Here is a 26,565-nt window from a genome sequence, read left to right as displayed (position 1 = left end):
TTCAGGCCTTAACGCAACAGGGTTGCCGGATCGGCGCGCAGCAGGCTGCGCATGGCGCCCAGACCCGACAGCAGCGACAGCACGGCCACCAGAAAGCCGCAAGCGAGTACCGCTGACAAGTTGAGGGCCACAGGGACGCGATAGGTGGATGCAATGCTGAGCAGCACCGCGCTGGCCAGTGCCGCCAGCACAAAGCCCAGGCCGCCAATCCAGCAGGCCTGCTCGACCACCACACGACCCAGTGCCGCTCGGCTCACGCCCAGAGCATTGAGCACCGCATACTCGCGGGCGGACCCCGCCACCACCGCCTTGAGCGACTGGCTGGTCACGATGGCGCCCACCAGGCAGACGATGACGGCCATGAAGAGCACGCCGGCACCGGCTCCGGTATCGAGCATCCAGTAACGCTGCGAGCGGCGCGCAAAAGCATCCGCCGTCCAGACCTCGTACGGACCGAAGCTGCTGCTGGGCTGGCTCAATCTCGCCTGGGCCTCGCCGGCCTTGGCCGCTTGCTTCAGGCGCGCCACGAAATAGGTGCTGCCACGCTCGGCACTGGTTTCTGCAATTTCGCGGGCCGTGCTGAGCGAGGCGATCACGTTGACACCGCCCAGACCGCGCAAGCCGTCTACGGCAGCCACGATCTTGACCGCATGGTTGTTGATCCAGGCCGTGCTGCCTTCCTGCGCGCCCAGAGTCCCCAGGTCCGCCCTGTCCACAATCACGGCACCGGGCTCGCGCAGCAGCTGTCGCTGCCAGGAGGTGAGCACCTTGGTGAACATCATGGAGTTGTCCGCAGTGCTGACGCCCGAAAGATAGACCGAGACTCCGCCTCCGGTCGCACCCTGGGCACCGGCACGCGCGCGCCAGTCGCCATCGACCCAGACATAGGATTCCACGGCCGCCACATCGGGGTCCATGCGCAGACGCATCTCCACATCGCTGCCGATATTGCGCCCGAAATTCACGCTTTGCGTACCCGGATAGCCCACCCAGAGGTCGGCCGAAGAAGCCGTCACGTAGATCGCGGCAGAGCCGAAGATGCCCAGCACCAAGGCAGCCTGCATGGCCAGCAGAACGCCTGAAAAGCCCACGGCGAACACCGAGGGGACAAAGCGTCTCCACTCATGGATCAGCGTCTTGCGCGCCAGGGCAATCATGGCTGGACCTCGGAGACTGCGGCATCGATGGGCGCAGCGCCCACGGCCTTGTAGAGCGCCACATAGGCCAGTGCCTCGGCAGCCCTGGCGGTTGCCAGCTCGCTCTGGTTTTGCAGGCTGGCACGGGTGCTATCGATGCCCGCAAGCTCGCTGGACAGGCCCAGCTGCTGGCGCACTGCCTGAGCCTTCTCGAGCCCGGCATGAATCTGCTGCTGGGACTGCAGCTGCTGCTGTCTTTGCTGCTGGGCGGCAACCGCCGCCAGCGCCGATTCCGCCTCGGCCATACCGTTGAGCACGGCCTGGCGGTATGCCTTGATGCTGGCCTGCAGCGCCAGCTCCTTGCCGTCCGCCACGGCACGGCGGCGCCCCCAGTCAAAGAGCGGAATATCGATCTGCGGACCGACCATGGGGATGGAGTCCGAGGTCGTGCGGTGATTGCGCGTCAGGTTGTAGGCATACAGCAGGGACCCTGTCAGGGTCAGCCGCGGATAGAGCGCCGCGCGCGACACGCCGACCTCGGCTGCGGCCTGTTCCACAGCAGCCTCGGCACTTTGAATATCGGGGCGGTTGCGCAGCAGGTCTGCCGGCAGCACGGTAAGCGCCTGCACTGCGGGCAGCGCGGCAGCGGCACCGGGCTGCAGCCATTGCGGCTCGGCGCGCTCGCGCCCCAGCAGGGCTGCCAGCGCATGGGCAGCACGTGCCTGGGCTTCGTTCAGTGTGGACAGCTGAGACTCTGCGGTGCGCAGCTGCAACTGTTGCTGCTCCAGAGTCTGGGCATCTGTCAGTCTCTGCTCATGCCGAACCTGCAAGAGCTGCAGCTGTCGCTGTGCCTGCTGCAACTGCTTTTCGGCGAAACCACGCTGCACCTGGGCCAGCCGGATATCGAGATAGCGGTGCACCACATCGGCCACCAGGGCCACCCGCGCCGCATGCAGCTGGGCTTGCGCGTCCAGCACGCCGGCTGCGCCTGCACGGCGTGCCGCGGCGGAATCGCCAAACAGGCCCAGATCCCAGCTCACATCAATGCTGGCATGAAAGTAGGTATCAACTGCCGCAATATCCTGCAGGGTCCGCGCTCCGGTATTGACTATGGGGCGGAAAGCCGCATCGGCCGTACCTGCCAGCAAGCGCTGCTGACGCAGGCGCAGCACGGATTGGGCTACATCAAGGTTCTGGGACAGCGCCTCGTCCACCAGCGCATTGAGAGCAGGGTCATTCCAGGCACGCCACCATTGAGCCAGCTCCGCGGGGTCCGACTTTTGAGCCGACTCCTGCTGCTGCCATTGAGGTGGTGTGGTCCGGTCCAGCTTGACTGCCTCGGGCGCAGCACAGCCTGCCAGCAACGACAAGGCACACAGGCACAGACTGCCCATGCGAAGACGCGAGACGTGAGAGGGAAATATCACAGCGCAGTTGGCTCAAGCTATAGGTGTCACCCGGGAACCTGCAGAAAGCGGAAACAGCTTTCCATCCTCGCCATTGGACGGCAGCAAGCTTTCGCCAGATTGCAGGGTTTATGTAGGAATTATGGAGAGCCGCCTCCATTCGGCTATTGCAGCGGCAACGCACATAATGTGCAGATAACAAGTTTCAGGGAGTCCAGCAGATGCATGACTTTGCTGCACACAAAACCATGACTACTTTTACTCAACCTGCTTCCACGCCCATGGTGCTTGTAGTCGAAGACGAACCCGGAATTGCCGGCGTTCTCAGCGCCTATCTGGAGCGCGACGGCCTGCGCATCCGCATGGCGCAGGACGGCGAGGAAGCCCTGCAGAGCTTTCGGCAGCTGCGCCCGGACCTGGTGCTGCTAGACATTCATCTGCCCAAGGTCGATGGAGTGGATGTGCTGCGCATGATTCGCAATGACAGCGATGTCCCCGTCATCATGGTGACGGCCCTGGCAGACGATGTGGACAAGCTGCTGGCACTGCGCCTGGGGGCGGACGACTATGTGGTCAAGCCTTTCAACCCTCCCGAGGTGGTGGCCCGGGTGCGTGCCGTGCTGCGCCGCACCCAGGCCAAGCCTGCGCCGGTGGCCGCGCCTATACGCGTCGGCCCCATAGAGATCGACGTGGAAGCCCATAGTGCAGCCGTCTATGACGATGCGGGCCAGGCCGTGCCTCTGGCGCTGACGCTCACGGAATTCCGTCTGCTGGCCTGCCTGGCGGCCCAGCCACGCCGCTGCTTTTCACGTGCCTACCTGATTGAGAACTGCCTGCCGGAAAGCGATGCGCTGGAGCGGGTGATCGACTCCCATCTCTCCAAACTGCGCCGCAAGCTGCAGCTGGCCGGCCAGGATGGGCTGATCGAGACCGTGCGCGGTATTGGCTATCGTCTATGGCCCTGGGACTGAACCGCATCTGGGTCCGCTTTGGTCTGTGGATCACGGCGGCCGTGCTGCTGGCCATTGCCTCGCTGGCGATTGGCGTGCTGGCGTTTTCCGAGCTGCAGTACCGCGAGTTCTATCGCCATCTGCCAAGCCCCGTCAAGACCGAGCTGGAAGCGCTGAAGTCCCAGGATCTGGAGGACAGCCCCAGAGCCTTGCAGATCTACTCCGAGTACTGGGAGGGCGATCGCCTGTTCGGCGAGAAATGGTCGCTGGTCATCGGTCTGGCCGTCAGCCTGCCTTTCGGCATGGCCGTGGGTTTCTGGATCTCCCGCCGCATCACCAGTCCGCTGGCCTCGATGGTGGAAGTGGCTGCGCGCGTGGAGCGTGGCGACCTGGCCTCCAGAGCCGTCAAGGGCAATGCCCATGGCGAGATGGCCGAGATGATCGATGCCTTCAACGGCATGGTTGATTCGCTGGAAACGCTGGAGGCGGAACGCCTGGCCACCGCCGCCTCCATCTCCCACGAGCTGCGCACCCCATTGACGGTGCTGCAGGCAAGACTGCATGCGATCTGCGACGGCGTCATCGACTCCAGCCAGGCCGAGATGAAGACGCTGCTGGCCCAGGTCGAGCATCTGGGACGGCTGGTCGGCGATCTGCACACCCTGTCCATGGCCGACGCCGGACAGCTGTCTCTGCGCAAGGAACGCATAGACCTCGCCGCACTGGTCGGTGACGTCGTCGAGGACTTGCACCCGCAGCTGCAAAAGCTGGACATGGCCCTGTCACTGGATCTGCCCATGCAGGACGGCGATGGCAGCACCGACATCAAGGCCGACACCGATCGCTTGCGCCAGATCACCACCAACCTCATCAGCAACGTGCTGCGCCATGCCAGCAGCGGCCATTGGCTGAGCATCCGGGTGCATACGAGCTCCGACCACCAGAACCAGTCATGGGTGATCCTGGAAGTGGGCGATGCGGGGCCCGGCCTTGCCGACGAAGTTCAGGCCCACCCCTTCCAGCGCTTTGTCCAGGCCCCAGGCAAGCGCCGCCGGGAAGGCTCGGGCCTGGGTCTGTCCATCGTCAAGGCTCTGGTGACTTCGCAGGGCGGCACCGTCAGCACGGGCATATCCGAGCGTGGCGGCGCGCTTTTCACCGTGCGCTTTCCCCGTCTCTGACACCGGACTCTGCGTTCAGCCCCGGATAGAGGTCGGCCATGATCTGCTGCAGGCTTTGCGAGAGCAGCTCCATCATGGAGACTCTCTGCGCATCGGTAGCAGCTCCTGTGGCATGTGCTTCGCGCAGCTGCGCCCAGAGTGCGGCCCATTGCGCGGCATGCGTCTGCACCGTGCCCTGGGTCAGCTCACTCCATTGACTGGGCGCCGCAGGGCTGGTGTAGCGACCGCGACCACGGCCGAAATGCGAGATCAGCAGGTACTTGAGCAATACCTGGCTAGCTGCGGCGTTCAGATAGTCGGTCGAGAGTTGAAAGCTCTGCTGCTCCTGGTCGAACATCTTGTTCGCTCCCCAAGCCGCGCCCCCAAAGGTGAGGGCCCCCAGCAGCGCCCCCACCAGGGCACCGGCACCCAGCGTCAAACCTCCTGCCATCAGATCGGCCCCCAGCCCTGTGGCTGCGCCGGCAGTCAACGCCCCCCACAAGCTGGCTGCCTGCGCATCGACCGGCGTGGTGATCTGAAGCTGGCTGCGCAATTGCTCCTGTATCTGACTGGCCGCCTGACCGTCGAGTCCATGAATCTCGAGCAAGCGCTGGGTAGCCTGCACATCGGCCTGACGCAAAGCCTGCATCAGCCGCTGAACGGCGGCCTTGGCCTGGGCTCCGAGCCGCTCTTCACCCTCTGCCGATTTACCCAATTTGGCGGTGAGCTGGCTCAGGCTTTGCCAGGCACGCGCCAGCAGTTTGCCTTGCTCGGGATCGAGCTTTTCATGCAGACCTGCCGCAGCTATCAGCTGATCTGCCATGACCCCCAGGCTCGCCTGCTCGCGCTGCTGCTGCTGCAAAGCTCGCTGCTCCAGCAGGCGCTGATAGGCAGACTGTTTGGACTGAGGCAACAAAGGCGCAATGCTTTGCATCATCTTGCGCTCATGCCACCAGCTGCGCGTGAAGGCATCCAGCACCAGCACATCGCGCACCACGCTTTGAAAGCTCTGCGTCGCCTGCTGCCAGCGCCGCAAATCTTCCTGTGTCTGCTCTGCCGTGGTGTCGCTGCCAATCTGGTTGAGAAGCACGATGACCGGCTTGTTCATCCAGGCCAGAATGTTCATCTCGGCGCTCCAGTAGCCAGCATCTGCCGGGTCTTCGGCCGCGTTGACGAGGTAGAGCATCACATCCGCATGATCGCGCGCAGCAAGCAATGCACGCTGACTCAGATAGAAAGACCTGTCGCGCCAGCGATCCCAGACATTGCTGAGAAACCAGCCCAGCGGATTGCCCTGCTGCCGCAGGCGTTCATAAAGCCGCACCGAGTCGCCGAAGCCCGGCGTATCCCAAAGCCACAGCTCATCGCCCTGCGGCGTCTTCTGAAGCAGATAGCGCTGCGACTGAGTGGTCACATGTGCGGCATCGTCAATCTCGCCGACATCATCGGCCATCAGCGTACGGGTCAGCGTGGTCTTGCCGATATTGGTGTGCGACAGCAGACACCACTGAATGCTGCTGTCAATCGGAACCAGCTCCTTGCTCTCACTCATCATCACACTCCTGCGCCGGGCACCAGGGTCGCGTTCAGGCCCGCGCCACGCACAAATTCCCGCCACAGCTGTTCGCGCTCCTGCACTCGCGCCGGGGCACCGCTGTTGCGCACACGAAAGTCCGCCGCCCATAGCCACACATCGGTATGCGCGCCCCAGCGGTTCAATACCTGCGCCAGCAGGACTCCATGAATTTCCGCCTCGGGCGTGGCAGCCAGATTGAGCAGCAGCACCTGCTGTGCGTCAACAGCCGAAGCGTCCGGCAAGGGCGATCCATAGGCCAGCACGGGCAGCAACGCAAGCTGCGCCCCGGCGCCGTAGCTCTGCGCCACATGGCTGCGCAGGGCGGCTTCGCGCTCGGGCGTGATGTCCAGGCTGTAGGGCTGCACCAGCAGCGCCGTTGCACGCCCCGCCCAGTCACGCTGCAGCTTCTGGAAATAGGGCTGCTGCAGCGGCAATGCCAGATGCTGGCTCAACCACCAGACCCTGGCACCTTGCCACAGCGCCAGCAGCAGACGCGGTGCCACCACCATCAACCCTAGCAACCAGCTGTAGAGCTGCACCCAGCGCGGCCCCGCATCTGCAGCATCACCGGCCGACCAGCCCTGCAGTGCCTGGATCTGCGCCAGACTCCACGGTGCCAGGCCCAGCAGATGCTGCACCGGCGCAAACAGCATGTTCAGACAGGTCTGCACGGCAGACGGCGAGAGGAAAGTGCTCTCCCACCCCACTTGATAAGCCTTGGTGAGACCGGTGAGCCATAGCGATGTCAGCGCACCCAGTGCCAGCATTGCCGCACCCAGATGCAGGCACACAAGCCATTGCGCATGGCGCGGTCTCTGGTTGACCTGCCACCAGTTGCGCTCGAAGTTCAGCGCCATCTTGCGCAGCCCCGTGCCGCGCGAAACACTCCACCTTTTCGTCTGCAGTTTTTGCAGCCAGCCACCGGGGGCTGCCACGGTCCGCTGTGCCGCAGCGCCCTGACCTGGCTCAGGCTCCAGCGGTGCAATCACTGTTTGCCTGCGCCGAACAAGACTGCGCAGCCAGGACAGCAGCAACAGCACATAGACCAGCAGGTTCCACAGCACGATGCCGATCAGGGAAGCGGAGAGCAGATCCACACGATGCGGGTCCGTGATCGCATGACCCGCAAAGCCCAGCACAAATGCCGCAGCCATCACGGCCAGCACCAACCAGCGTGAAATACCGGCGCGCTGCCAGACCACGGCGCGTATGTCGGCAGGCAGCTGCGCTGCGGCGATCACGCGTTGTGCCCGCTCCTGCAGAAAGCTCTCGAACGCTGCACGACCGCCGCCCCTGGTCTTGCCCTGGGCGTGCAGGCACTCCTGCGTGATGGCAGTGCAACGCTCGGCCGTGGGCAGCGCCTCGTGCGGAGCGGCGGTTTCCAGAGCGTGGGCAAAGACAATATCGCGGACTGAGCTGGCTTTCATGTTGCTATTGTGTTTCAGAGCAAGAAGGGGCGTTGCAAATATCAAAACAATAGCTGTCAGCGCTTTCATCTTGGGGGCTGCGTTCATTTCTGTGCTGATTCCATCCGGACTTGCCTGCAAGCGCCTTGAGCCCGCCGTGTGCTATGAATGCAGCTTCGCAGAACCACACACCAAGGAGACAAGCCATGACCCAGAACCCCCAGGCCATGCCCGATGCGCAAGGCTTCTTCGGCCCCTACGGCGGCCAGCTCGTGCCGCCCGAGCTCAAGCAATGCATGGACGAGATTGCCGCTGCCTACGAGGAGATCGTCAAACGCCAGGACTTCCAGGACGAGCTGGCCGCGCTGTTTGCCGACTATGTGGGCCGGCCCAGCCCCATCTTTCACGCCAGGCGCCTGTCCGATCAATTGGGCGGCGCGCAGATCCATCTCAAGCGCGAGGATCTGAATCACACGGGGGCGCACAAGATCAACCACTGCCTGGGCGAGGCGCTGCTGGCCAAGTTCATGGGCAAGAAAAAAGTCATTGCCGAGACCGGCGCCGGCCAGCATGGCGTGGCCCTGGCCACGGCCTGTGCACTGGTGGGCATTCCCTGCGAGATTCACATGGGCCAGGTGGATATCGAGAAGGAGCACCCCAACGTCACCAAGATGCGCATCCTGGGCTGCAATCTGGTGCCCGTCACGCGCGGCGCGGCCACGCTGAAGGAGGCCGTGGACAGCGCCTTCGAGGTCTATCTGCAAGACCCCGTCAACACCATCTACGCGATTGGCTCGGTGGTCGGCCCCCACCCCTTTCCCATGATGGTGCGGGACTTCCAGTCCATCGTCGGTCGTGAGGCTCGCGAACAGTTCCATACCCGGCATGGCAAGCTGCCCGACCATGTGGCGGCCTGCGTGGGCGGGGGCAGCAATGCCATGGGCATCTTCACGGCCTTCCTGGGTGACGAGTCCGTGCATCTGGTGGGCGTGGAACCTGCCGGTGAGGGCGTGGACAAGCCCGGCCGCCATGCCGCCACGCTGTCGGCTGGCAAGCCCGGCGAGATTCACGGCATGAAGTGCTATGTGCTGGAGAACGCCGACGGCACACCGGCCGCCGTGCACAGCATTGCCTCGGGCCTGGACTACCCCGGCGTGGGCCCGCAGCACAGCTATCTCAAGGATATAGGCCGCGTGGACTACCAGTCCGTGGACGACAAGGAATGCCTGGATGCCTTCATGACGCTGTCGCGTGTGGAGGGCATCATCCCGGCTCTGGAAAGTGCGCACGCCGTGGCCTGGGCCATGCGCGAAGCGCCCAAGCTCGGCAAGGACCAGCATATTCTGGTCAACCTCTCGGGTCGCGGCGACAAGGATGCCGATTACGTCGCCAGGAAGCTGGGACTGTAACTGCCGCATCCCGCACAGGGCTGCCGCCCCGGCAGCCTTGTGCTTCGGAGCATGAACACGCTCTGAGGGCACGGTCACACAGCCGTCATCAACAACCGCAAGCATGAGGCGATCTCCATCCATGCCCGAACCCATGTCCCATACCCGCCACCCCGTCTTTGCTCTGACCTTGCTTGCCGCCCTTGCCCTGAGCGCCTGTGGTGGCGGAGACGGCCCGACACCTGCGCCTGCGCCTGCGCCTGCGCCGCAGTTTCTGACGCTGGACGGCAAGCAGCCCCAGGTCATCGCCCACCGCGGCTATTCGGGGCTGTACCCCGAGCAGACACAGATGGCGTATGAGAAAGCCATCGATGCCGGTGCCGACATGATCGAGCTGGACATGCACCTGAGCCGCGACTGCCAGCTGGTGGCACGCCACAACGCCTGGCTCAGCGACAGCACCAATGTCACCGAGGTCGCCAAGATCAATGCCTATGTGGCGGGCCGCAAGCGCAACACGCCCGGCGTGCTGGTCAACGTCAAGTACCCGGCCATTGCCGCCAACGGCCCCGCGCAATACCTGAGCGACCGCATCGACCCAAACAATCAGAAGTCGGTGCTGCAGGCTCTGGTGGTCGACGGCGAGGACCACACCGGCGACTGGTCCATCTCGGACTTCAGCCTGCATGAGCTGCGCACGCTGTTTGGCGGCACCACGCTGGACAACCGCGCCGATCGCCCCAGCGAATGGAATGGCAAGCTGCCACTGATCAGCGCACAGGATGTGATCGATATCGCACTCGCCAAGGGCAAGGCGGCAGGCCGCACGATTGCCGTCTACGCCGAGACCAAGAACCCTTACTGGAACAACCAGCAAGCCATTGCCAACAGCTGCGGAACGGGTGAGCACCCCTTCGAAGACGCCGTGATGGCGCTGCTGGACAGGAACAATCTCAACCGCAAGGAAGCGCCCATCTACATCCAGAGCTTCGACCCCGACAGCCTGAAGTATCTGCGCAAGGTGGGCATGCGGGCCAAGGGGGTGCAGCTGATCGATGGCAACGACTACAACTTCAGGGACGGCTCCGTAGGCTATATCACCGCCGACGAATGGACCTTCATCAGCGGCCGCCCCTATAGCTGGACGCTGGCAGGCGATGCGCGCACCTTCGCGGTCATGCAGACGCCGGCAGGCCTGGCCGAGATCAAGACCTATGCCGACGGCATCGGCCCCTGGAAGCCCCAGGTGCTGGCCCATTCCGTCGCTCCCTACAAGGACGGAGCGGGCCTCAAGGACGTCAACACGCTCAAGGACACCGGCCTGATCGCCAATGCGCACAAGGCCGGTCTGGTGGTGCACAGCTTCACCTTCCGCAGCGAGGCCAGCCGGCTCGCGGGCATCTTCAAGGGCTACCCGCTGCAGGAATACCTGGCTTACTACCGCCTGGGCATTGACGGCGTGTTCACCGACTTCACGGCCGATGGCGTGAAGGCCCGCGATGCCTATATTGCCGAGCTGAAAAAGCAATAGGCCAGGCTTGTTGCCGACACAGCCTGCGCCGGCGTGCTGCAGCGGACCGTCACGGGTCACAGGCATTGTGATCCGTGGCGCCAGGCCGTCCCGGCCTCGGATCCGGCTTGTGCCTCAGCGCAGCCCGCCGATATAGCGTGCCGAGGTGCGCAGTATCTCGGCGGCCTTGGCGGTGACGGAGCCATCGCTCTGAGCGGTCTCGGCAGGCGCTGCATGCCGGGGCATGTCGCCGCTCCAGCTGTCCTGCAGACGCCGGGCCAGGCGCGCCAGCTCCTCATCCTGTTGCTCTCGTGCATGCTCCAGCGCAAAAGCCGCCATGGCCTGTGCATAGGCCTGATTGCAGGCCATCCATTCGGTATCGGTCACCCGGCCCGTCTTGCGGCGCAACACCACATGCAGATGTGCGGCCACCGCCACTCGCTCGCTGTCCTCCATACACCGCTCCTGTCTTTGATGGATCACTAGTGCTGACGCTCCAGATGCAGGCTGATATCCAGGCCTTCCATTTCCTGCACGGCATCCACCCGCAACGGCATCAGCAGACGGATCAGCACCAGCACCCCGGCCGTGGCAGCGCCGCTGTAGACAGCCACCGCCGCCACCGCAATCAGCTGATTCAGCACCGTGGCACTCGTGCCCGCGATCAGGGGATCGGCAAACACCGCCGTGAGGATGGAGCCGGCAATGCCGCCCACGCCATGCACGCCGAACACATCGAGCGAGTCGTCGGCTCCCAGCCGGCGCTTGAGCCAGGTTGCGCCCCAGAAACAGACGGCGCCCGCAATCAGGCCTATCCACACCGCACTGCCCACCTGCACAAAGCCCGCGGCCGGTGTGATAGCCACCAGTCCGCCCACCATGCCCGAGAGCAGGCCCAGCAAGGTCGGAGCGCCGCGCACCAGCCACTCCACCACCATCCATGCCAGACCGGCGGCCGCAGCCGCCACGAGCGTGACCACAAAGGCCAGCGCTGCGCGCCCATCGGCGGACAGGGCCGATCCGGCGTTGAAGCCGAACCAGCCGAACAGCAGCAAGGCCGTGCCCATGGCCGTCCAGCCCAGGCTGTGCGGCTCGAATGGCTCGGTTCCGTAACCGCGCCTGCGCCCCATCATGAAGGCACAGACCAGTGCCGCCACGCCCGCATTCACATGCACCACGGCACCGCCGGCAAAGTCCAGTGCGCCCAGCTGGTTCAGCCAGCCCCCGCTCTCCCACACCCAGTGGGCCACGGGCGCATAGACCACCACGCTCCACAGCGCGGCAAACACCAGCAGAGCCGCAAAGCTCATGCGCTCTACCACGGCCCCCACGATCAGCGAGGTGGTGATGATGGCGAATGCGGCCTGGAACAGGGCATAGGCCGCTTCGGGCAGATGCGGCGCCAGGTGGCTGACCGAGATCACGCTGCGCCGGCCATCAAGGTGCAAGGATGCAAACCAGGCGCGCCCCAGATTGCCGAGCCAGGGGGAATCGGCGGTGAATGCGAGCGAGTAGCCCAGACCGAACCAGGTCAGGGTCACCACACAGGCCACCGCGAACACGGCCACCATGGTGTTGACCACATTCTTGCGCCGCACCAGCCCCGCATAGAACAGGGCGATGCCCGGCAAGGTCATCAGCAGGACCAGCGCCGACGCAACCATGACCCACCCGGTATCTGCCTTGTCGATGGCAGTCAATGGCACCATTTCCATGCACTCCCCCCTGCTTGTTTGCTTTGACAAAAAAAGGAAGCAGGTTCCATGCCAGAGCCATGCCGGTCTTCTGTCGCTGCACTACTGATAGCAGGCCGCGCCTTCTCATCAATGAGTTCAAGCTCGCTGCCTATGAATCACGGCTTGCAGCTTGTGCTTGGAGCAGAGCCCGTTATGCTCGACAAGATCCATCGTTGCCGCACTGATTCATGACCTGGCTGCTGCTGACTCTTCATGTATTGCTGATTGCCGGCTTCGGCCTGCGCATCCTGCTGCGCAGAGACATGCGGCCCGATGTGCGGCTGGCCTGGCTCATGGTCATCGTGCTGCTGCCCTATGTGAGCTGCCTGCTGTACTACCTGTTTGGGGAAGTAGCCCTGGGCCGTGTACCAGGCCGCAGAAGACTCAATGTGCGCGAGTTCTGCCAGACCCAGGGCAGCGCCCTTGCGCCCGCACCCGGCTCCATGCCGCAGGCACGGCCCGCCATTCCCGATCAATGGCTGCCGGCCTTCCGCTATGCCTCGTCCATCAACGGCTTTGTACCGCTGCCCGGCCATAAGGCCGAGCTGATGCGCGATGGCGCACATGCCCGTGCGCAGATGCTGGCCGACATGGATGCCGCACGCCACGAGATCAACGTGCTGTACTACATCTGGCTGGACGACGGGACCGGCACCGATGTGGCCCATGCCCTGATGCGTGCCGCGCAGCGCGGCGTAACCTGCCGGGCCATGGTCGACGGACTGGGATCGCGTGCCCTGACGCGCTCGCCACTGTGGCAGCAGATGCGGCAGGCCGGCGTGCACCTGGCGGTTGCCCTGCCCATCAGCAATCTGTTCAAGGTCATGCTGACCAGCCGCATCGACCTGCGCAACCACCGCAAGATCACGCTCATAGACGGCAGGATCAACTATTGCGGCAGCCAGAACTGCGCCGACGAGGGCTTTCACATCAAGGCACGCTATGCCCCCTGGGTGGACATCATGCTGCGCCTGCAGGGCCCCGTGGTCATGCAGATGCAGCAGGCTTTTGCCAGCGACTGGGCGCAGTCCGATGCGAGCCTTGCACCACCGGCTATCGAGGCCGAGGCCGGCGCTGCCGCCGACGGCTTCCATGCCGTTGCGATTGCCGAAGGGCCGACGGAAAGAGCACGCTCAACACCCCAGTTGGTTGCCAGCCTACTGGCCTGTGCTCAGCGCGAGGTCGTGATCTCCACCCCCTACTTCGTGCCCGACAGCACGGTGCTCGATGCCTTGTGCGCCGCCGCGCTGCGCCAGGTGCAGGTCACGCTGATCCTGCCCGCCCGCAATGACTCATGGATCGTCGGTGCCGTCAGCCGCAGCCATTACTGGCGGCTGCTGAGCGCCGGCGTCCATATCCACGAATTCCGCCCCGGCCTGCTGCATGCCAAGACCCTGTGTCTGGACGGATCGGTCAGCCTGATCGGCTCCACGAATCTGGATCTGCGCAGCTTTGACCTGAACTTCGAAAACAATGTATTGCTGCACGACGAAGCTATCACCGAGGCCATCCGGCATCGGCAACAGAGCTATCTGCACGAATCCGATGTGGTGACGCTGGCACAGGTGCATTCGGCACCCTGGTGGAAGCGCATCTGGGACAACCTGCTGGGCGCCCTGAGCCCGCTGCTGTAAGCGCCATGCCCTGGCTTTGGGCATGCCGAACGCCCGCGCACCACGCGCGTGCACACTGGCGCCTCCTGTCGCACCAAGGCGGAACGCCGCTTCATTTCATACGTGAAAGTCAGGGCTGATCCTCCCCTAATTTACACAAATCTGCAGGAATACCCTCTGCTGGCACGCCTTTCGCTTGCCTACATTCTTGTATGCAAGTTGCAGACAACTTGCATACAAGATTCCACAACTTGCGAAAGACGACTATGCGCCGCTTTGTCAGATCACTGTTCGGACAGGTGGTGATCGCACTCATACTGGGTGTGCTCGCCGGACTACTGGCCCCTGAATGGGCCGTGAAACTCAAACCCCTGGGCGATGGCTTCATCAAGCTCATCAAGATGATCATCCCCATACTGGTGTTCTGCGTTGTCGTGCACGGCATTGCCGGTGCAGGCGACCTCAAGCGCGTAGGCCGCGTGGGCGTCAAGGCCCTGATCTATTTCGAGGTGCTGACCACCATCGCCCTGGGCCTGGGTCTGGTGCTGGCCTTTGTCTTCGAACCCGGCGTTGGCATGAACGTGGACACCAGCAAGCTCGACGCCTCGGCCATGGCAGCCTATGCCAGCAATGCCGACAAGCTGACCAGCGGCGGCACGGTGGACTTCCTGATGAAGCTCATTCCCACCACCGTGGTGGAAGCCTTCGCCAAGGGCGACGTCCTGCAGGTGCTGCTGTTCGCCGTGCTGTTCGGCTGCGCGCTGACCATGCTGGGCGAGCGCGGCAAGCCTGTTTCCGAACTGGTGGACACCTTGTCCATGGCCCTGTTCAAGGTCATGGGCATCATCATCAAGCTGGCACCTCTGGGCGTGCTGGGCGCCATCTCCTTCACCGTGGGCCAGTACGGCATAGGCTCGCTCAAGCAGCTGGGCATGCTGGTGGCGCTGTTCTACGTCTCGGTGCTGCTCTTCGTGTTCGTGGTGCTGGGCCTGGTGATGCGTCTGTCGGGCTTCAGCCTGATCAAGCTGCTGCGCTATCTGCGCGAGGAACTGACCATCGTCTTCGCGACCACCTCCTCCGACAGCGTGCTGCCCCAGATCATGGCCAAGCTGCGCAACATGGGTGTGCGCGACTCCACCGTGGGCCTGGTGATTCCCACCGGCTACTCCTTCAACCTGGACGCATTCTCCATCTACATCACACTGGCAGCGGTCTTCATCGCCCAGGCCACCAACACCCCGATCAGCATGTCCGACCTGCTGACCATTCTGGCCATCGCGCTGGTGACCTCCAAGGGCGCGCACGGCGTACCGGGCTCGGCCATCGTGGTGCTGGCCGCCACCCTGCATGCCATCCCCGCCATCCCTGCGATCGGCCTGGTGCTGGTGCTGTCGGTGGACTGGTTCATGGGCATTGCACGCGCTCTGGGCAATCTGATCGGCAACTGCGTGGCCACTGTGGCGATTGCAGCCTGGGAAGGCGACATCGACCGCGAACGTGCCCATGCGGTACTTGACGGCAAGGCCGAGCCACTGACCGAAGAAGAAGACCATGCATCTGCTATCGTGCCGCCTGTCGTAGTCCCCATCCCTCAGTCCAGCCATTAAAGCCAGCAATGACTCCTGCCTCTCCACAACACATCGCGGAACGCGTCGTCGAAGCCATCCTGGCCCAGAAACTGGCCCCCGGCGAACGACTGGGAGAGCAGGAGCTGGCCAACAACTTCGACGTCAGCCGCACCGTGGTGCGAGAAGCGCTGATGCAACTGCAGGCCCGCGGCTTTGTCCAGGTCCAGGCCCGCAGGGGCTGGTACGTGGTCCAGCCCTCGGCTGCCGAGGCCATGGATGCATTCTCTGCCCGGCGGATCATCGAGACCGGCATATTGCAGGAGGCCGGCAAGCCGCTGCAGCGCGTCATCACCAGGCTGCGCCGCCATATCGCCCAGGAGCAGAAAGCCATTGCCGGGGCGGACAGTGCCACGCGCGCCTTCCTGCTAGCGGATTTCCATGTCTGCCTGGCCGAGCAGATGGGTCACCGGTTGCTGGCCGACACGCTGCGCGATCTGACAGCGCGCACCACCCTGGCCGCCACGCTCTATCAGTCCACGCACAGCGCCAGCCAGTCCTGCGCCGAGCACGAGCGCATCGTGGCCGCCCTGGAACGCGGCGACACCGATGGTGCCAAGGCGCTGCTGCTGGAACATATAGGCATGGTGGAGCGCTCGCTGGAAATCCGTGCGACTGAGACCGAAGTACCTGGCGACCGCCTGCGTGCCACGCTCGCTCCCGTGCTCAAGCAGCGCCTCTGAGCACCGCGCAACAAGCAAAAAAGCCAGGGTCGACCCTGGCTTTTTTCATTTGCGAAGTGCGATCTCGAAGCTGGTTCAGCCCAGATTCGGCGCCAGATAGCGACGCAGCTCCTCGACATCCATAGCACGTCGCTGAGCCATGTCGGCGAGCTGGTCCTCGCCGATCTGGCCCACGTTGAAGTAGCTGGCCTCGGGGTTGCCGATGTAGAAGCCGCTCACGCTGGATGCCGGGTTCATGGCCAGGCTCTCGGTCAGCGTCATGCCGATTTCATCGGCCTGCAGCGCCTTGAACAGGTCGATCTTGGCCGTGTGATCGGGACAGGCAGGGTAGCCGGGCGCAGGACGGATGCCCTGGTAGGCTTCCTTGATGAGTTCCTCGTTGCTCAGGTTCTCGTCTTCGGCATAGCCCCACAGATCCTTGCGCACGCGCTGGTGCAGGCACTCGGCAAAGGCTTCGGCCAGGCGGTCGGCCAGGGCCTTGAACATGATGCCGCTGTAGTCGTCCAGCGCCGCCTCGAATTCCTTGTCCTTCTTTTCGGCACCGATGCCGGCGGTCACGGCAAACAGACCGGCATAGTCGGCAATGCCCGACTCCTTGGCGGCCACAAAGTCGGCCAGGCAGCGGCTGGGGCGCATCACGGGCCGGCCATCCGGGCCGGCCACGGCCTGCTTCTCGGTCTGCTGACGCATGCCGTACCAGGTGGTCAGTACCTGGCTGCGCGACTCATCGGTATAGAACAGGATGTCGTCGCCCACGCGGTTGGCGGGGAACAGGCCCATCACGCCATTGGCCTGCAGCCAGCGGCCGTCGATGATCTTCTGCAGCATGAGCTTGGCATCGGCCAGCACCTTGCGCGCCTCCACGCCCACGACCTCATCGTCGAGGATGGCAGGGTACGGCCCCGCCAGATCCCAGGTCTGGAAGAACGGCCCCCAGTCGATGTACTGGGCAATTTCGGCCAGATCGAAGTTCTTGAACACGCGGCGGCCCAGGGTGCGCGGCACCACGGGGGCATGGTTCACCACGGCAGCATTGGCGCGGGCCTGCTCCAGCGTCCACAGCGGCGTCTTCTTCTTGTTGGCATGCTGGGTGCGCACCTTGTCGTAGTCGGCGCTCAGCTCGTCCAGATAGGCCTGCTTGCCTTCGCCCAGCAGGCTCTGCGCCACACTGACCGAGCGCGAGGCGTCGGGCACATAGACCACGGGGCCGTCGTACTTGGGCGCAATCTTCACGGCCGTATGCACGCGCGAGCAGGTCGCACCGCCGATCAGCAGCGGAATCTTCTTGATGCGGAAGTAGTCGTCCTTGTCCATCTCACCGGCCACATACTGCATCTCTTCAAGGCTGGGAGTGATCAGGCCCGACAGGCCGATGATGTCCGCGCCCTCGGCCTTGGCCCTGGCCAGGATCTCGTGGCAGGGCACCATCACGCCCATATTGATGACTTCGAAGTTGTTGCACTGCAGGACCACGGTGACGATGTTCTTGCCGATGTCGTGCACATCGCCCTTGACGGTGGCGATGACGATCTTGCCCTTGCTGGTGACGTCCAGGCCCGCCGCTTCCTGCTGGCGCTTCTCTTCCTCGATATAGGGCACCAGATGGGCCACGGCCTGCTTCATCACGCGCGCGGACTTGACCACCTGGGGCAGGAACATCTTGCCGGCACCGAACAGGTCGCCGACGATATTCATGCCGTCCATGAGCGGGCCTTCGATCACGTGCAGCGGGCGGCCGCCGCCCTGCACCACGATCTGCTGGTAGGCCTCTTCGGTGTCTTCGGTGATGAAGTCGGTGATGCCGTGCACCAAGGCGTGCGACAGACGCTCGCCCACAGTCTTCGGTGCCTCGGGCGTGCCGCGCCACTCTAGCTTCTTGCTGTCGTCCTTGGCCGCGCCCTTGGCGCTGTCGGCGATCTCCAGCAGACGCTCGGCCGCATCGGGGCGACGGTTGAGCACCACATCCTCCACGCGTTCGCGCAGCTGTGGCTCCAGGTCGTCGTACACACCGACCATGCCGGCATTGACAATGCCCATGTCCATGCCCGCCCCGATCGCGTGATAGAGGAACACGGTGTGGATGGCCTCGCGCACGGGGTCGTTGCCGCGGAAGGAGAAGCTCACGTTGGAGACGCCGCCCGAGACCTTGGCACCGGGCAGGTTCTGCTTGATCCAGCGCACGGCCTCGATGAAATCGACGCCGTAGTTGTTGTGCTCTTCGATGCCGGTGGCCACGGCAAAGATGTTGGGGTCGAAGATGATGTCCTCGGGCGGGAAGCCCACTTCGTCGACCAGAATGCGGTAGGCGCGTTCGCAGATCTCGATCTTGCGTGCAAAGGTGTCGGCCTGGCCTTTTTCGTCAAACGCCATCACCACGGCGGCAGCGCCATAGCGCTTGACCAGCTTGGCGTGCTTCTTGAACTCCTCGACGCCCTCCTTCATGGAGATCGAGTTGACGATGCCCTTGCCCTGCAGGCAGCGCAGGCCGGCCTCGATCACATCCCACTTGGAGCTGTCCACCATCACCGGCACCTTGGCGATATCGGGCTCGGAGGCAATCAGGTTCAGAAAGCGCACCATGGCGGCCTTGCTGTCCAGCATGGCCTCGTCCATGTTCACATCGATCACCTGGGCACCGTTTTCCACCTGCTGGCGCGCCACGGCCAGCGCTTCTTCGTACTGCTCGTTGAGGATCAGGCGCGCAAAGGCCTTGGAGCCGGTGACGTTGGTACGCTCGCCCACGTTGACGAACAGCGTCTCATCGCCGATGAAGACGGGCTCCAGGCCCGACAGGCGCATGGGAGGAATGGCGGTGGAAGGGGTAGCAGCGGACATCAGCTCACCTGTGTGAAAACCAGAAACAGAATCGAAAACAGGTGAGCGCCGTTGTGGGTACGGGCAGATCGCCAAACGGATCTGCCACCCCGAGCCTGACGGGTCAAACATCTCTGGGATGACCGGCTGCAGCGCTCCTCGGGGTGAAGCCCGTCATTCTACGGCGAGGGCGGGCAATCGGGGGTTCAAGGCGCTTTGCCCCATTGGCGGCCGAGGCGCGCGGCTTGCGGATGGCTATAGCAGATTCGACTTTCCGCATCCCAAAAACAGGAGCACGGCAAAAGGTAATTTCGCAAAACACGAATGCAGCCATCTCATTTCAAGCATATTCGTGGCATGGTGCGCATCCGCAAGGAATGGCGCACACCGCTTTCCTGCTCTCAGGCTGCCCGGCACCAACGGGTCCGCCTGCCATGAGTGGACAAGCACCTACAGCCCCTATCTTTGAGTCTTTGGCACCATCGACAGCAAATGTCTGGTCCATGTGCTCAGCCGTGCACAGCCGATTGCCAGCCATGACCGGGCAGGCCGTTCGGCCATCGCATGGAACACCCAGGAGATCTTCATGAACGTGACCTTCGGCGCGTACTACACCCTCATCATGGCCGTGCTTGTGCTCATGCTTGGCAAGCTCATGACAAGACATATCCGCTTTCTGCGCGACTTCAATATTCCCGAGCCCGTCTCCGGCGGCCTGGTCGTGGCGGCCATCATTTTCATGCTGCATCAGACCACGGGACTGGCGCTGAGCTTCGAGGGCGGCCTGCAGTCGGCGTTCATGCTGGTGTTCTTCTCGTCCATCGGCCTGAGCGCGAACTTCGCCAAGCTGCGTGAGGGCGGCTCGGCGCTGTTCCTCTTCCTGGGCGTGATTGCCGTCTTCATCATCATGCAGAACATCGTGGGCGTAAGCTTGGCCACTGTTCTGGGACTGGATCCGCTGATCGGCCTGGTCGCGGGCTCCATCACGCTGGTGGGCGGTCACGGTACGGCCGGAGCCTGGGGCTCGGTGCTGGAAAACCAATACGGTCTCACGGGAGCCACCACCCTGGGCATTGCCTGCGCCACTTTCGGCCTGATCATCGGCGGCCTGGTGGGCGGCCCGCTGGCCAAGCGGCTGATCACGCGCCATCAGCTGGCCCAGCCGCTGACCGAGTCCGAGCAGCTGCGCGCCGATGCGCCCACCGTGAGCGAAGGCAGCGAGGTCGCCAACTTCGAGTCGCCCAACAAGGCTCCGCGCCTGATCACGGCCGATGCGGCGGTGGAGACGCTGGCCCTCTTCGCGGGCTGCCTAGCCTTTGCCGAATTCATGACCGGCCTGACCATGGGAACGGTCATCCAGCTGCCTACCTTTGTCTGGGCGCTGGGCGGCGGCGTGATCATCCGCAACGTGCTGGACTATATGTTCGGCTTCAAGGTCTTTGACCGCGCCATCGACGTCTTCGGCAATGCCTCGTTGTCCATGTATCTGGCCATCGCGCTGCTGTCGCTCAAGCTCTGGGAGCTGACCGACCTGGCCGGCCCGCTGATGGTCATTCTGGCCGCGCAAGCCATCGTCATGACGCTGTATGCGGCCTTCGTGACCTTCCGCATCATGGGCCGCAACTACGACGCCGCCGTGCTGGCCGCCGGCCACTGCGGCTTCGGCATGGGCGCCACGCCCACGGCCGTGGCCAATATGCAGGCCATCACCAACCAGTACGGCCCTTCACACAAGGCCTTTCTGATCGTGCCCCTGGTCGGAGCCTTCTTCATCGACATCATCAACGCCTTTGTGCTGCAGGCCATGCTCAGCATTCTTCGCTGACCGCCACATCAGTCCCCAAAAAAAAAAGCGTGTTCCTGCCAGACAGGAACACGCTTTTTTCATGGCTGCCCACGCTTGCCGGGCAAGCGCCAAAGGCAGCTCAGGCCGGGATCAGGCCGCCACTGCCTGAGCCGAAGCCGGCAGACCGAAGATGCGGTCGAACGCCCAGTTGAAGGCAAAGGTGTAGACCATGAAGAACACCAGCAGGCCGGCTTCCATGACGGCGGCTTCCCACAGCGAGATGCCGAACCACCATGCCATCAGCGGAATCAGCATGGCGGCGATGCCGCCTTCGAAACCGATGGCATGCACCACGCGGCGCATCAGGGAACGGCCCTTGACGCTCTGGCGCGCTTCCCATCTTTCGAACAGGTAGTTGAAGCTCAGATTCCAGCAGATCGCGATCACCGAGGCGGCCACGGCCATGACGCCGGAATCGCTGGCCTTCTGGCCGATGGCCATGAAGATCAGGCTGGAGACGATGATGGCAATGGTTTCGTACAGACCCACATAGAGGATGCGGCGCTTGGGACCTTGAAGGCCACTGGCCTTGGCGGGGGCCGCAAAAGCGGCGGTATTTTTGAGAGACGCGGCAGAGGAAGAAGCGGATGCCGTCGCTGAGGCTTGTTGAGACATGGGTCGCAGTGTATGTTCTGGAAATTGAAGATAAAAGTCAGTTCCTTTCAATTTTTCTGACAGATCGACACCATGCCCTTTAGCGCCGACCAGGTTCCGCTGTTTCTCGCCGTGCTCGATGCCGGCTCCTTCTCGGCGGCTGCACGCAAGCTGGGGCGTGTGCCCTCGGCCGTGAGCATGGCCATTGCCCAGCTGGAGGCCGAGCTGGACCTGCAGCTGTTCGACCGCAGCGGACGCGAGCCCGTGCCCAGCGCTGCCGCCCGCGCGCTCGAGCCGCAGGCACGCCTGCTGGCCGAGCAGTTGCAGTTGCTGAACTGGCAGGCCCAGACCCTGCACGCAGGGCTGGAAGAGCGGCTGACGCTGGCCATCGCCCCCGAGCTGCTGGCCACGCACTGGAGCGAGCCGCTGAATCAGCTGGTGCACGAATTTCCGGCCCTGCCCATCGAGGTACTCGCAGCGCCCCAGGTCGATGCGCTGGAGCTTTTGCATGCGGGCCGCGCCCATCTGGCCCTGGTCTTCGAGCGGCCCGCCATGGACGGGCGCGAGGGCTTCCAGGAAATGGGCCGCGAGACGCTGGTGGCCGTGATGTCGCCGCAGTTCGAGCCCTGGCAGCAGGCGCTGGCCGAGCATGAGCAGGGCCGCACCACACGGCCACAGCTCACGGTGGAGCAGCTGGCCGCCACGCGCCAGGTGCTGGTGGCCAGCCGCGATCCGCAGCAGACCGACCCGCGCTTTGTGTTTGCGCGCCAACTCTGGCGCACGGACAGCCACCAGGCAGCGCTTTCGCTGATAGGTGCAGGTCTGGCCTGGGGCTGGCTGCCCAAAGGCCTGGTGGAATCGCATATCGGCAGCGGCGCGCTGATGGAAATTCCCGTGCTCAATCTGAGCAACGGCACGACCTTGTGCGTGGACTGGGTCTGGTCCAAGGAGCGCCCGCAAGGTCTGGCAGCACGGCTCTTTGTGCAACTGCTGCGCGAGCGCTGAGCTTCCATGAAGCGGCCTCCAACATTTAGCCTTGAAGCCCAAAAAGCTTAAGGAGCAGAATGTACAAGCGCCAGCCGCTAGTCATTCCATAGCGAATCAATTTGCACTGCACAGGAGTTTCACTACATGCCCCGTCAGCCCGCCAAAGCCGCCCCCGCCACATCGTCTGCTGCGACCACCGAACCGGACCGCAAGCCGGCACGCAAACACCTGCCGTTTCCGACCAGCGAATCGGTACAGGCCTCCGAGGCGGCCAAGCCATCGCCCTCCCGGCCTGTGCCGCGCAAAAAGCCTGCCGCCAAAACCGTGACCCGGACCGCTGCGCCTGCGGCCAAAGCGCCCGCCGCTGCCCAGGTCTATCCTTTCGAGACCAAGGACAAGGCGCTGCGCAAGCTATGGCAGCCATGGCAACCGGGCCAGCCACGGGACAGTCGTTTGACCACCGGGCACCCTCGGCCCGCAGTGGATCTGCAGAAGTTCGACCCGGCCGCCAAGCCCTTCTCCTCGGACGAGGGCAAGCAATATGACAAGGAGAGCGTGAACCAGCTGGCCGAGGCGCTGGACGAGCTGCAGAACATCTTCTATGCCGACCGGCGCTTCAAGCTGCTGGTCATACTGCAGGGCATGGATGCCGCCGGCAAGGACGGCACGCTGCGCGCGGTCTTCGGTCGCATGTCGCCGCTGGGCGTGCGCACCGTGGGCTGGAAGGCGCCCACCGAGACCGAGAAAGCACATGACTATCTGTGGCGCATCCACCAGCAGATGCCGGGTGCGGGCGAGATCGTGCTCTTCAACCGCAGCCAGTACGAGGACGTGCTGGTGCCCGTGGTCAACGGCTGGCTCACGCCCGAGCAGCAGAACCAGCGCTATGCGCAGATCAATGACTTCGAGCGCATGCTCAGCGAGACCGGCACGGTGGTCGTCAAGTTCATGCTGCACATCAGCAAGGACGAACAGCGCGAGCGGCTGCAGCAGCGGCTGGACGACCCCAGCAAGCACTGGAAGTTCGACGAGAACGACCTCAAGGTGCGCGCCCAGTGGGACGACTACCAGCAGGCCTACGGCCAGCTACTGGGCGCCACGCACACGCCCTGGGCGCCCTGGACGATCGTGCCCGCCGACTCCAAGACCCACCGCAATCTGATGGTGGCCACGGTGCTGCGCGAGGTGCTGGGCAATCTGGAGCTGCAATATCCGCCCGGCGCACCAGCGCTCGATCACATCAAGGTCCGCTGACGCGGCCAGCGCCCGCAGCCATCAGCGTTCGCGTTTCGCTCTTAAAAACAGAGCTTCTAACGCATGCAAGCAAAGAATTTCAGATTCAAAGGCATCTGAAATCATTCATCAACAAGCGCCAGCAGCTCCTGTTCTTGAGACCTCAGGATGGATCAGAACTGCCAGCCCAGTGCGCCCAGGCCGTCGAATTCCATCTCGAAGCGATCGCCGGCCTGAAGCGGCATGCAGCCGCACCAGGTTCCTGTCGTCACCACGGTGCCGGCAGGCACACTGCCGTATTCGCGCGCCACATGCTGCAGCCAGTCCACGAGCAGCCAGGCCGGATCACCCAAGCTGTGCGTTCCGGTAAAGCGCTGCGGCGGGCCGCCGTTCACGATCACCGTGCACAGTTGCCGCGCCCAGTCGCGGCCGGCGATGGCGGAAGCGCTCTGCCACTCGCCCAGCGCCAGTCCGCCATGGCATTGGCCGTCGGCCAGCAAGGCCAGGGCCGGGGCCTTGAGACCGTCGCGCCAGCGCACATCCACCCATTCCACGGCCACGCAGGCGGCATCCACCAGCGCCAGCGCGCTGTCGTAATCGAGGGCTGCGGCCTGCTCGGCGCTCACCTCCCGGCCTATGCGCAGGGCGATCTCGGCCTCGGCACAGCGCAGATTGAAGACGGTGTCGGGCGCGGGCACCGGATTCACGCCCTGGCGAATGCCGTCCTCGGGCAACGGCACATGCAGCAACTCGGCGTTGCGGCCCGGGCCACCGGACTTCCAGTAGCGCGGCGCGCGATCGGCGGGCCACCAGTTCCAGGTGCGCGCCAGCGCGCTTTGCACGGCACGGGCATCGGCGGCATCGCGCATCAGCGCAGCCACGTCGGCGCCCTGGGCCTGAGCCGTGCCCAATTTGCGCGACCACCACAGCGCATCGGCCGTGGCATAGCTGTCCTCGGGCAAATCGGGCCACAACGTCTCCCAGTCGGGCAGCACCTCGTCCTGCGTCTGCAACTCGGGAGCCAGACCGATGGGCGGGGTATTGGCGAACGGTGCCGGGCCGCACCAGCCGCTTTTGCAATCATTGTTTTCAGACATGACGGCAATGATTGCAAATTTCCGGTCTCCATGTCAGCAGCTCAGTGCTTGGCCCACATCCAGAGCGGCTTTCAGATGGTTATGCACAAAATGCATAGCATCGCAAGCAAGAAGCCTTGGACAGGAAAATTCGGCGCGCGCACACTGTGAATCCCGGACAGCAAGGGCTTACAACGACCTTGCTCCACTCAGTCAACCAGGCCTACATCATGCAAGCCAAAGACTCTTCAGCGCTGTCCACAGCGCATGCTCTGCCCTCCTACCTCAACCCCGATCATCTCGGTCCCTGGGGCATTTATCTGCAACAGGTCGACCGTGTCACCCCCTACCTGGGCTCGCTGGCCCGCTGGGTGGAAACGCTCAAGCGCCCCAAGCGCATCCTGGTCGTCGATGTCCCCATCGAGATGGACGACGGCCGTATCGCTCACTTCGAGGGCTATCGCGTGCAGCACAATCTGAGCCGCGGTCCCGGCAAGGGCGGTGTGCGCTTCCACCAGGATGTGACGCTGTCCGAAGTGATGGCACTGTCGGCCTGGATGAGCATCAAGAATGCAGCCGTGAACGTGCCCTACGGTGGCGCCAAGGGCGGCATCCGTGTCGACCCGCGAAAGCTGTCCAAGGCTGAGCTGGAGCGCCTGACACGCCGCTATACCAGCGAAATCGGTCTGCTGATCGGCCCCACCAAGGACATTCCGGCACCTGACGTGAACACCAACGGCCAGGTCATGGCCTGGATGATGGACACCTACTCCATGAACACGGGCGCCACGGCCACCGGCGTGGTCACGGGCAAGCCCGTGGACCTGGGCGGTTCGCTGGGTCGCGTCGAGGCCACGGGCCGCGGCGTGTTCACCGTGGGCGTGGAAGCCGCCAAGCTCACCGGCCTGAATGTGCATGGCGCACGCGTGGCCGTGCAGGGCTTCGGCAATGTGGGCGGCACTGCAGGCAAGCTGTTTGCCGATGCCGGCGCCAAGGTCGTGGCCGTGCAGGACCATACGGGCACCATTCAGAACGCCAATGGCCTGGATGTGACGGCATTGCTGGAGCATGTGGGCAATACCGGCGGTGTGGGTGGCTTTGCCGGTGGCGAGGCCATGGATGCAGCCGCCTTCTGGGGCGTGGATTGCGACATCCTGATCCCGGCGGCACTGGAAGGCCAGATCACCGAGGAAAATGCCGGCCAGATCAAGGCCAAGCTGGTGATCGAAGGTGCCAACGGCCCCACCACTCCTGAGGCCGACGACATCCTCAGCGAAAAAGGCGTGCTGGTTCTGCCCGACGTGATTGCGAATGCCGGCGGCGTGACCGTGAGCTACTTCGAGTGGGTGCAGGATTTCTCCAGCTTCTTCTGGACCGAAGACGAAATCAACGCCCGTCTGGTGCGCATCATGCAGGAAGCCTTTGCCGGCGTCTGGGCCGTGGCCCAGGAGCACAAGGTGACACTGCGCACCGCCACCTTCATCGTGGCCTGCAAGCGCATTCTCCATGCCCGCGAGGCGCGCGGCCTGTATCCATGATCTGCCTCTGAGCGGCTTTGCCGCTTCCCCCTCTCTGGCATCAACCGGAAGGGGGATACCGGCTTCGCCATCGGTCCAGCCCTAGCTTGCCGTCTCTTGGAGAGGGCAAGCGGGTTTGAGGCCCAAACGAAAAAAGCCTTCTGTTTCCAGAAGGCTTTTTGTTTGGTTGCGCGAGAAGGATTTGAACCTCCGACCTTTGGGTTATGAGCCCAACGAGCTACCAGACTGCTCCATCGCGCGGTAATTTGTTTCTCAACAGCTGCTGCTGTGTCGATAGGCGCAATTGTAGCC

General features: G+C 63.8%; 20 protein-coding genes, 1 tRNA gene and 1 riboswitch. Of the genes, 11 read left to right on the top strand and 10 right to left on the bottom strand.

Translation table 11 applies throughout. The features are described 5' to 3' along the window. Window positions 1-8: 8 nt before the first annotated feature. Both CTR2_RS00620 and CTR2_RS00615 read right to left on the bottom strand, forming a co-directional pair. A complete protein-coding gene (locus CTR2_RS00620) occupies window positions 9-1,157 on the bottom strand; it encodes an ABC transporter permease (RefSeq protein WP_087085501.1) in 1,149 nt (382 codons plus the stop codon). Then, window positions 1,154-2,530 carry an efflux transporter outer membrane subunit gene (locus CTR2_RS00615; protein WP_087085502.1) on the bottom strand — a complete coding sequence of 459 codons (1,377 nt, stop codon included), beginning with the start codon at window positions 2,528-2,530 and terminating at the stop codon, window positions 1,154-1,156. Before CTR2_RS00615 ends, CTR2_RS00620 begins: the two co-directional genes overlap by 4 nt. A gap of 233 nt (window positions 2,531-2,763) precedes the next feature. Between CTR2_RS00615 and CTR2_RS00610 the strand changes: the two genes are divergently transcribed. Together CTR2_RS00610 and CTR2_RS00605 are read left to right on the top strand one after the other, a co-directional pair. After that, entirely contained in the window at window positions 2,764-3,513 is a 750-nt protein-coding gene (locus tag CTR2_RS00610) for a response regulator (RefSeq protein ID WP_003069560.1), read from the top strand. Beyond that, entirely contained in the window at window positions 3,498-4,670 is a 1,173-nt protein-coding gene (locus tag CTR2_RS00605) for a sensor histidine kinase (protein WP_087085503.1), read from the top strand. The genes CTR2_RS00610 and CTR2_RS00605 overlap by 16 nt, the downstream gene beginning before the upstream one ends. On the opposite strand, the gene CTR2_RS00600 is transcribed toward CTR2_RS00605, so the two are convergent. Both CTR2_RS00600 and CTR2_RS00595 read right to left on the bottom strand, forming a co-directional pair. Continuing rightward, window positions 4,645-6,204 (bottom strand): DUF3482 domain-containing protein, encoded by a 1,560-nt coding sequence (locus tag CTR2_RS00600; RefSeq protein WP_176391756.1) that lies wholly within the window; start codon window positions 6,202-6,204, stop codon window positions 4,645-4,647. The genes CTR2_RS00605 and CTR2_RS00600 overlap by 26 nt on opposite strands. Further along, window positions 6,204-7,652, bottom strand: a complete 1,449-nt coding sequence (locus tag CTR2_RS00595; protein WP_087085775.1) for a DUF2868 domain-containing protein — start codon at window positions 7,650-7,652, stop codon at window positions 6,204-6,206. The genes CTR2_RS00600 and CTR2_RS00595 overlap by 1 nt, the downstream gene beginning before the upstream one ends. Before the next feature lie 185 nt (window positions 7,653-7,837). Between CTR2_RS00595 and trpB the strand changes: the two genes are divergently transcribed. Both trpB and CTR2_RS00585 read left to right on the top strand, forming a co-directional pair. Further along, on the top strand, window positions 7,838-9,040 hold the full coding sequence (gene trpB / locus CTR2_RS00590) for a tryptophan synthase subunit beta (protein ID WP_087085505.1): 1,203 nt from the start codon (window positions 7,838-7,840) through the stop codon (window positions 9,038-9,040). Window positions 9,041-9,161: 121 nt separating this feature from the next. After that, complete coding sequence (locus CTR2_RS00585) at window positions 9,162-10,550, top strand: glycerophosphodiester phosphodiesterase family protein (RefSeq protein ID WP_254913479.1); 1,389 nt, start codon at window positions 9,162-9,164, stop codon at window positions 10,548-10,550. A gap of 114 nt (window positions 10,551-10,664) precedes the next feature. Here CTR2_RS00585 and CTR2_RS00580 read toward each other — a convergent pair whose 3' ends face one another. Both CTR2_RS00580 and CTR2_RS00575 read right to left on the bottom strand, forming a co-directional pair. Next, the gene (locus tag CTR2_RS00580) at window positions 10,665-10,985 is read right to left on the bottom strand and encodes a hypothetical protein (protein WP_087085506.1); all 321 of its coding nucleotides are present in this window, start codon (window positions 10,983-10,985) and stop codon (window positions 10,665-10,667) included. A 26-nt stretch (window positions 10,986-11,011) separates the two neighbouring features. Further along, on the bottom strand, window positions 11,012-12,244 hold the full coding sequence (locus CTR2_RS00575) for an ammonium transporter (RefSeq protein WP_087085507.1): 1,233 nt from the start codon (window positions 12,242-12,244) through the stop codon (window positions 11,012-11,014). Between the two features lie 209 nt (window positions 12,245-12,453). Between CTR2_RS00575 and cls the strand changes: the two genes are divergently transcribed. From cls to CTR2_RS00560, 3 genes are all read left to right on the top strand, one after another. Beyond that, complete coding sequence (cls, locus tag CTR2_RS00570) at window positions 12,454-13,899, top strand: cardiolipin synthase (protein WP_087085508.1); 1,446 nt, start codon at window positions 12,454-12,456, stop codon at window positions 13,897-13,899. A 245-nt stretch (window positions 13,900-14,144) separates the two neighbouring features. Further along, window positions 14,145-15,485 (top strand): C4-dicarboxylate transporter DctA, encoded by a 1,341-nt coding sequence (locus tag CTR2_RS00565; RefSeq protein ID WP_087085509.1) that lies wholly within the window; start codon window positions 14,145-14,147, stop codon window positions 15,483-15,485. Between the two features lie 8 nt (window positions 15,486-15,493). Beyond that, window positions 15,494-16,186 carry a GntR family transcriptional regulator gene (locus CTR2_RS00560; protein ID WP_087085510.1) on the top strand — a complete coding sequence of 231 codons (693 nt, stop codon included), beginning with the start codon at window positions 15,494-15,496 and terminating at the stop codon, window positions 16,184-16,186. Between the two features lie 75 nt (window positions 16,187-16,261). On the opposite strand, the gene metH is transcribed toward CTR2_RS00560, so the two are convergent. Next, on the bottom strand, window positions 16,262-19,021 hold the full coding sequence (metH, locus tag CTR2_RS00555; RefSeq protein WP_087085511.1) for a methionine synthase: 2,760 nt from the start codon (window positions 19,019-19,021) through the stop codon (window positions 16,262-16,264). A gap of 36 nt (window positions 19,022-19,057) precedes the next feature. Further along, window positions 19,058-19,167, bottom strand: a riboswitch (S-adenosyl-L-homocysteine riboswitch). 419 nt (window positions 19,168-19,586) lie between these two features. Here metH and gltS point away from each other — a divergent pair. Beyond that, window positions 19,587-20,825 carry a sodium/glutamate symporter gene (gene gltS, locus CTR2_RS00550; protein ID WP_087085777.1) on the top strand — a complete coding sequence of 413 codons (1,239 nt, stop codon included), beginning with the start codon at window positions 19,587-19,589 and terminating at the stop codon, window positions 20,823-20,825. Window positions 20,826-20,936: 111 nt separating this feature from the next. Here gltS and CTR2_RS00545 read toward each other — a convergent pair whose 3' ends face one another. Further along, window positions 20,937-21,461, bottom strand: a complete 525-nt coding sequence (locus CTR2_RS00545) for a PACE efflux transporter (protein ID WP_140401088.1) — start codon at window positions 21,459-21,461, stop codon at window positions 20,937-20,939. A gap of 72 nt (window positions 21,462-21,533) precedes the next feature. On the opposite strand from CTR2_RS00545, the gene CTR2_RS00540 reads away from it, so the two are divergent. Both CTR2_RS00540 and CTR2_RS00535 read left to right on the top strand, forming a co-directional pair. Next, window positions 21,534-22,445, top strand: a complete 912-nt coding sequence (locus CTR2_RS00540; RefSeq protein WP_087085512.1) for a LysR family transcriptional regulator — start codon at window positions 21,534-21,536, stop codon at window positions 22,443-22,445. Between the two features lie 126 nt (window positions 22,446-22,571). Then, window positions 22,572-23,681 carry a PPK2 family polyphosphate kinase gene (locus tag CTR2_RS00535; protein WP_176391757.1) on the top strand — a complete coding sequence of 370 codons (1,110 nt, stop codon included), beginning with the start codon at window positions 22,572-22,574 and terminating at the stop codon, window positions 23,679-23,681. A 152-nt stretch (window positions 23,682-23,833) separates the two neighbouring features. Here CTR2_RS00535 and CTR2_RS00530 read toward each other — a convergent pair whose 3' ends face one another. Continuing rightward, a complete protein-coding gene (locus CTR2_RS00530; protein WP_087085513.1) occupies window positions 23,834-24,757 on the bottom strand; it encodes a fumarylacetoacetate hydrolase family protein in 924 nt (307 codons plus the stop codon). A 209-nt stretch (window positions 24,758-24,966) separates the two neighbouring features. On the opposite strand from CTR2_RS00530, the gene CTR2_RS00525 reads away from it, so the two are divergent. After that, window positions 24,967-26,274 carry a Glu/Leu/Phe/Val family dehydrogenase gene (locus CTR2_RS00525; protein WP_012836621.1) on the top strand — a complete coding sequence of 436 codons (1,308 nt, stop codon included), beginning with the start codon at window positions 24,967-24,969 and terminating at the stop codon, window positions 26,272-26,274. A 163-nt stretch (window positions 26,275-26,437) separates the two neighbouring features. Here the strand turns inward: CTR2_RS00525 and CTR2_RS00520 are convergent. Beyond that, a tRNA-Met gene (locus CTR2_RS00520) sits at window positions 26,438-26,514 on the bottom strand. Window positions 26,515-26,565: the final 51 nt, after the last annotated feature.

This window comes from Comamonas thiooxydans (assembly GCF_002157685.2).
In the GTDB taxonomy this organism is placed as follows: Bacteria; Pseudomonadota; Gammaproteobacteria; order Burkholderiales; family Burkholderiaceae_C; genus Comamonas; species Comamonas testosteroni_H.
The sequence above is the reverse complement of the archived record's forward strand: the minus strand, read 5'-3'. Positions and strand labels throughout refer to the sequence as shown.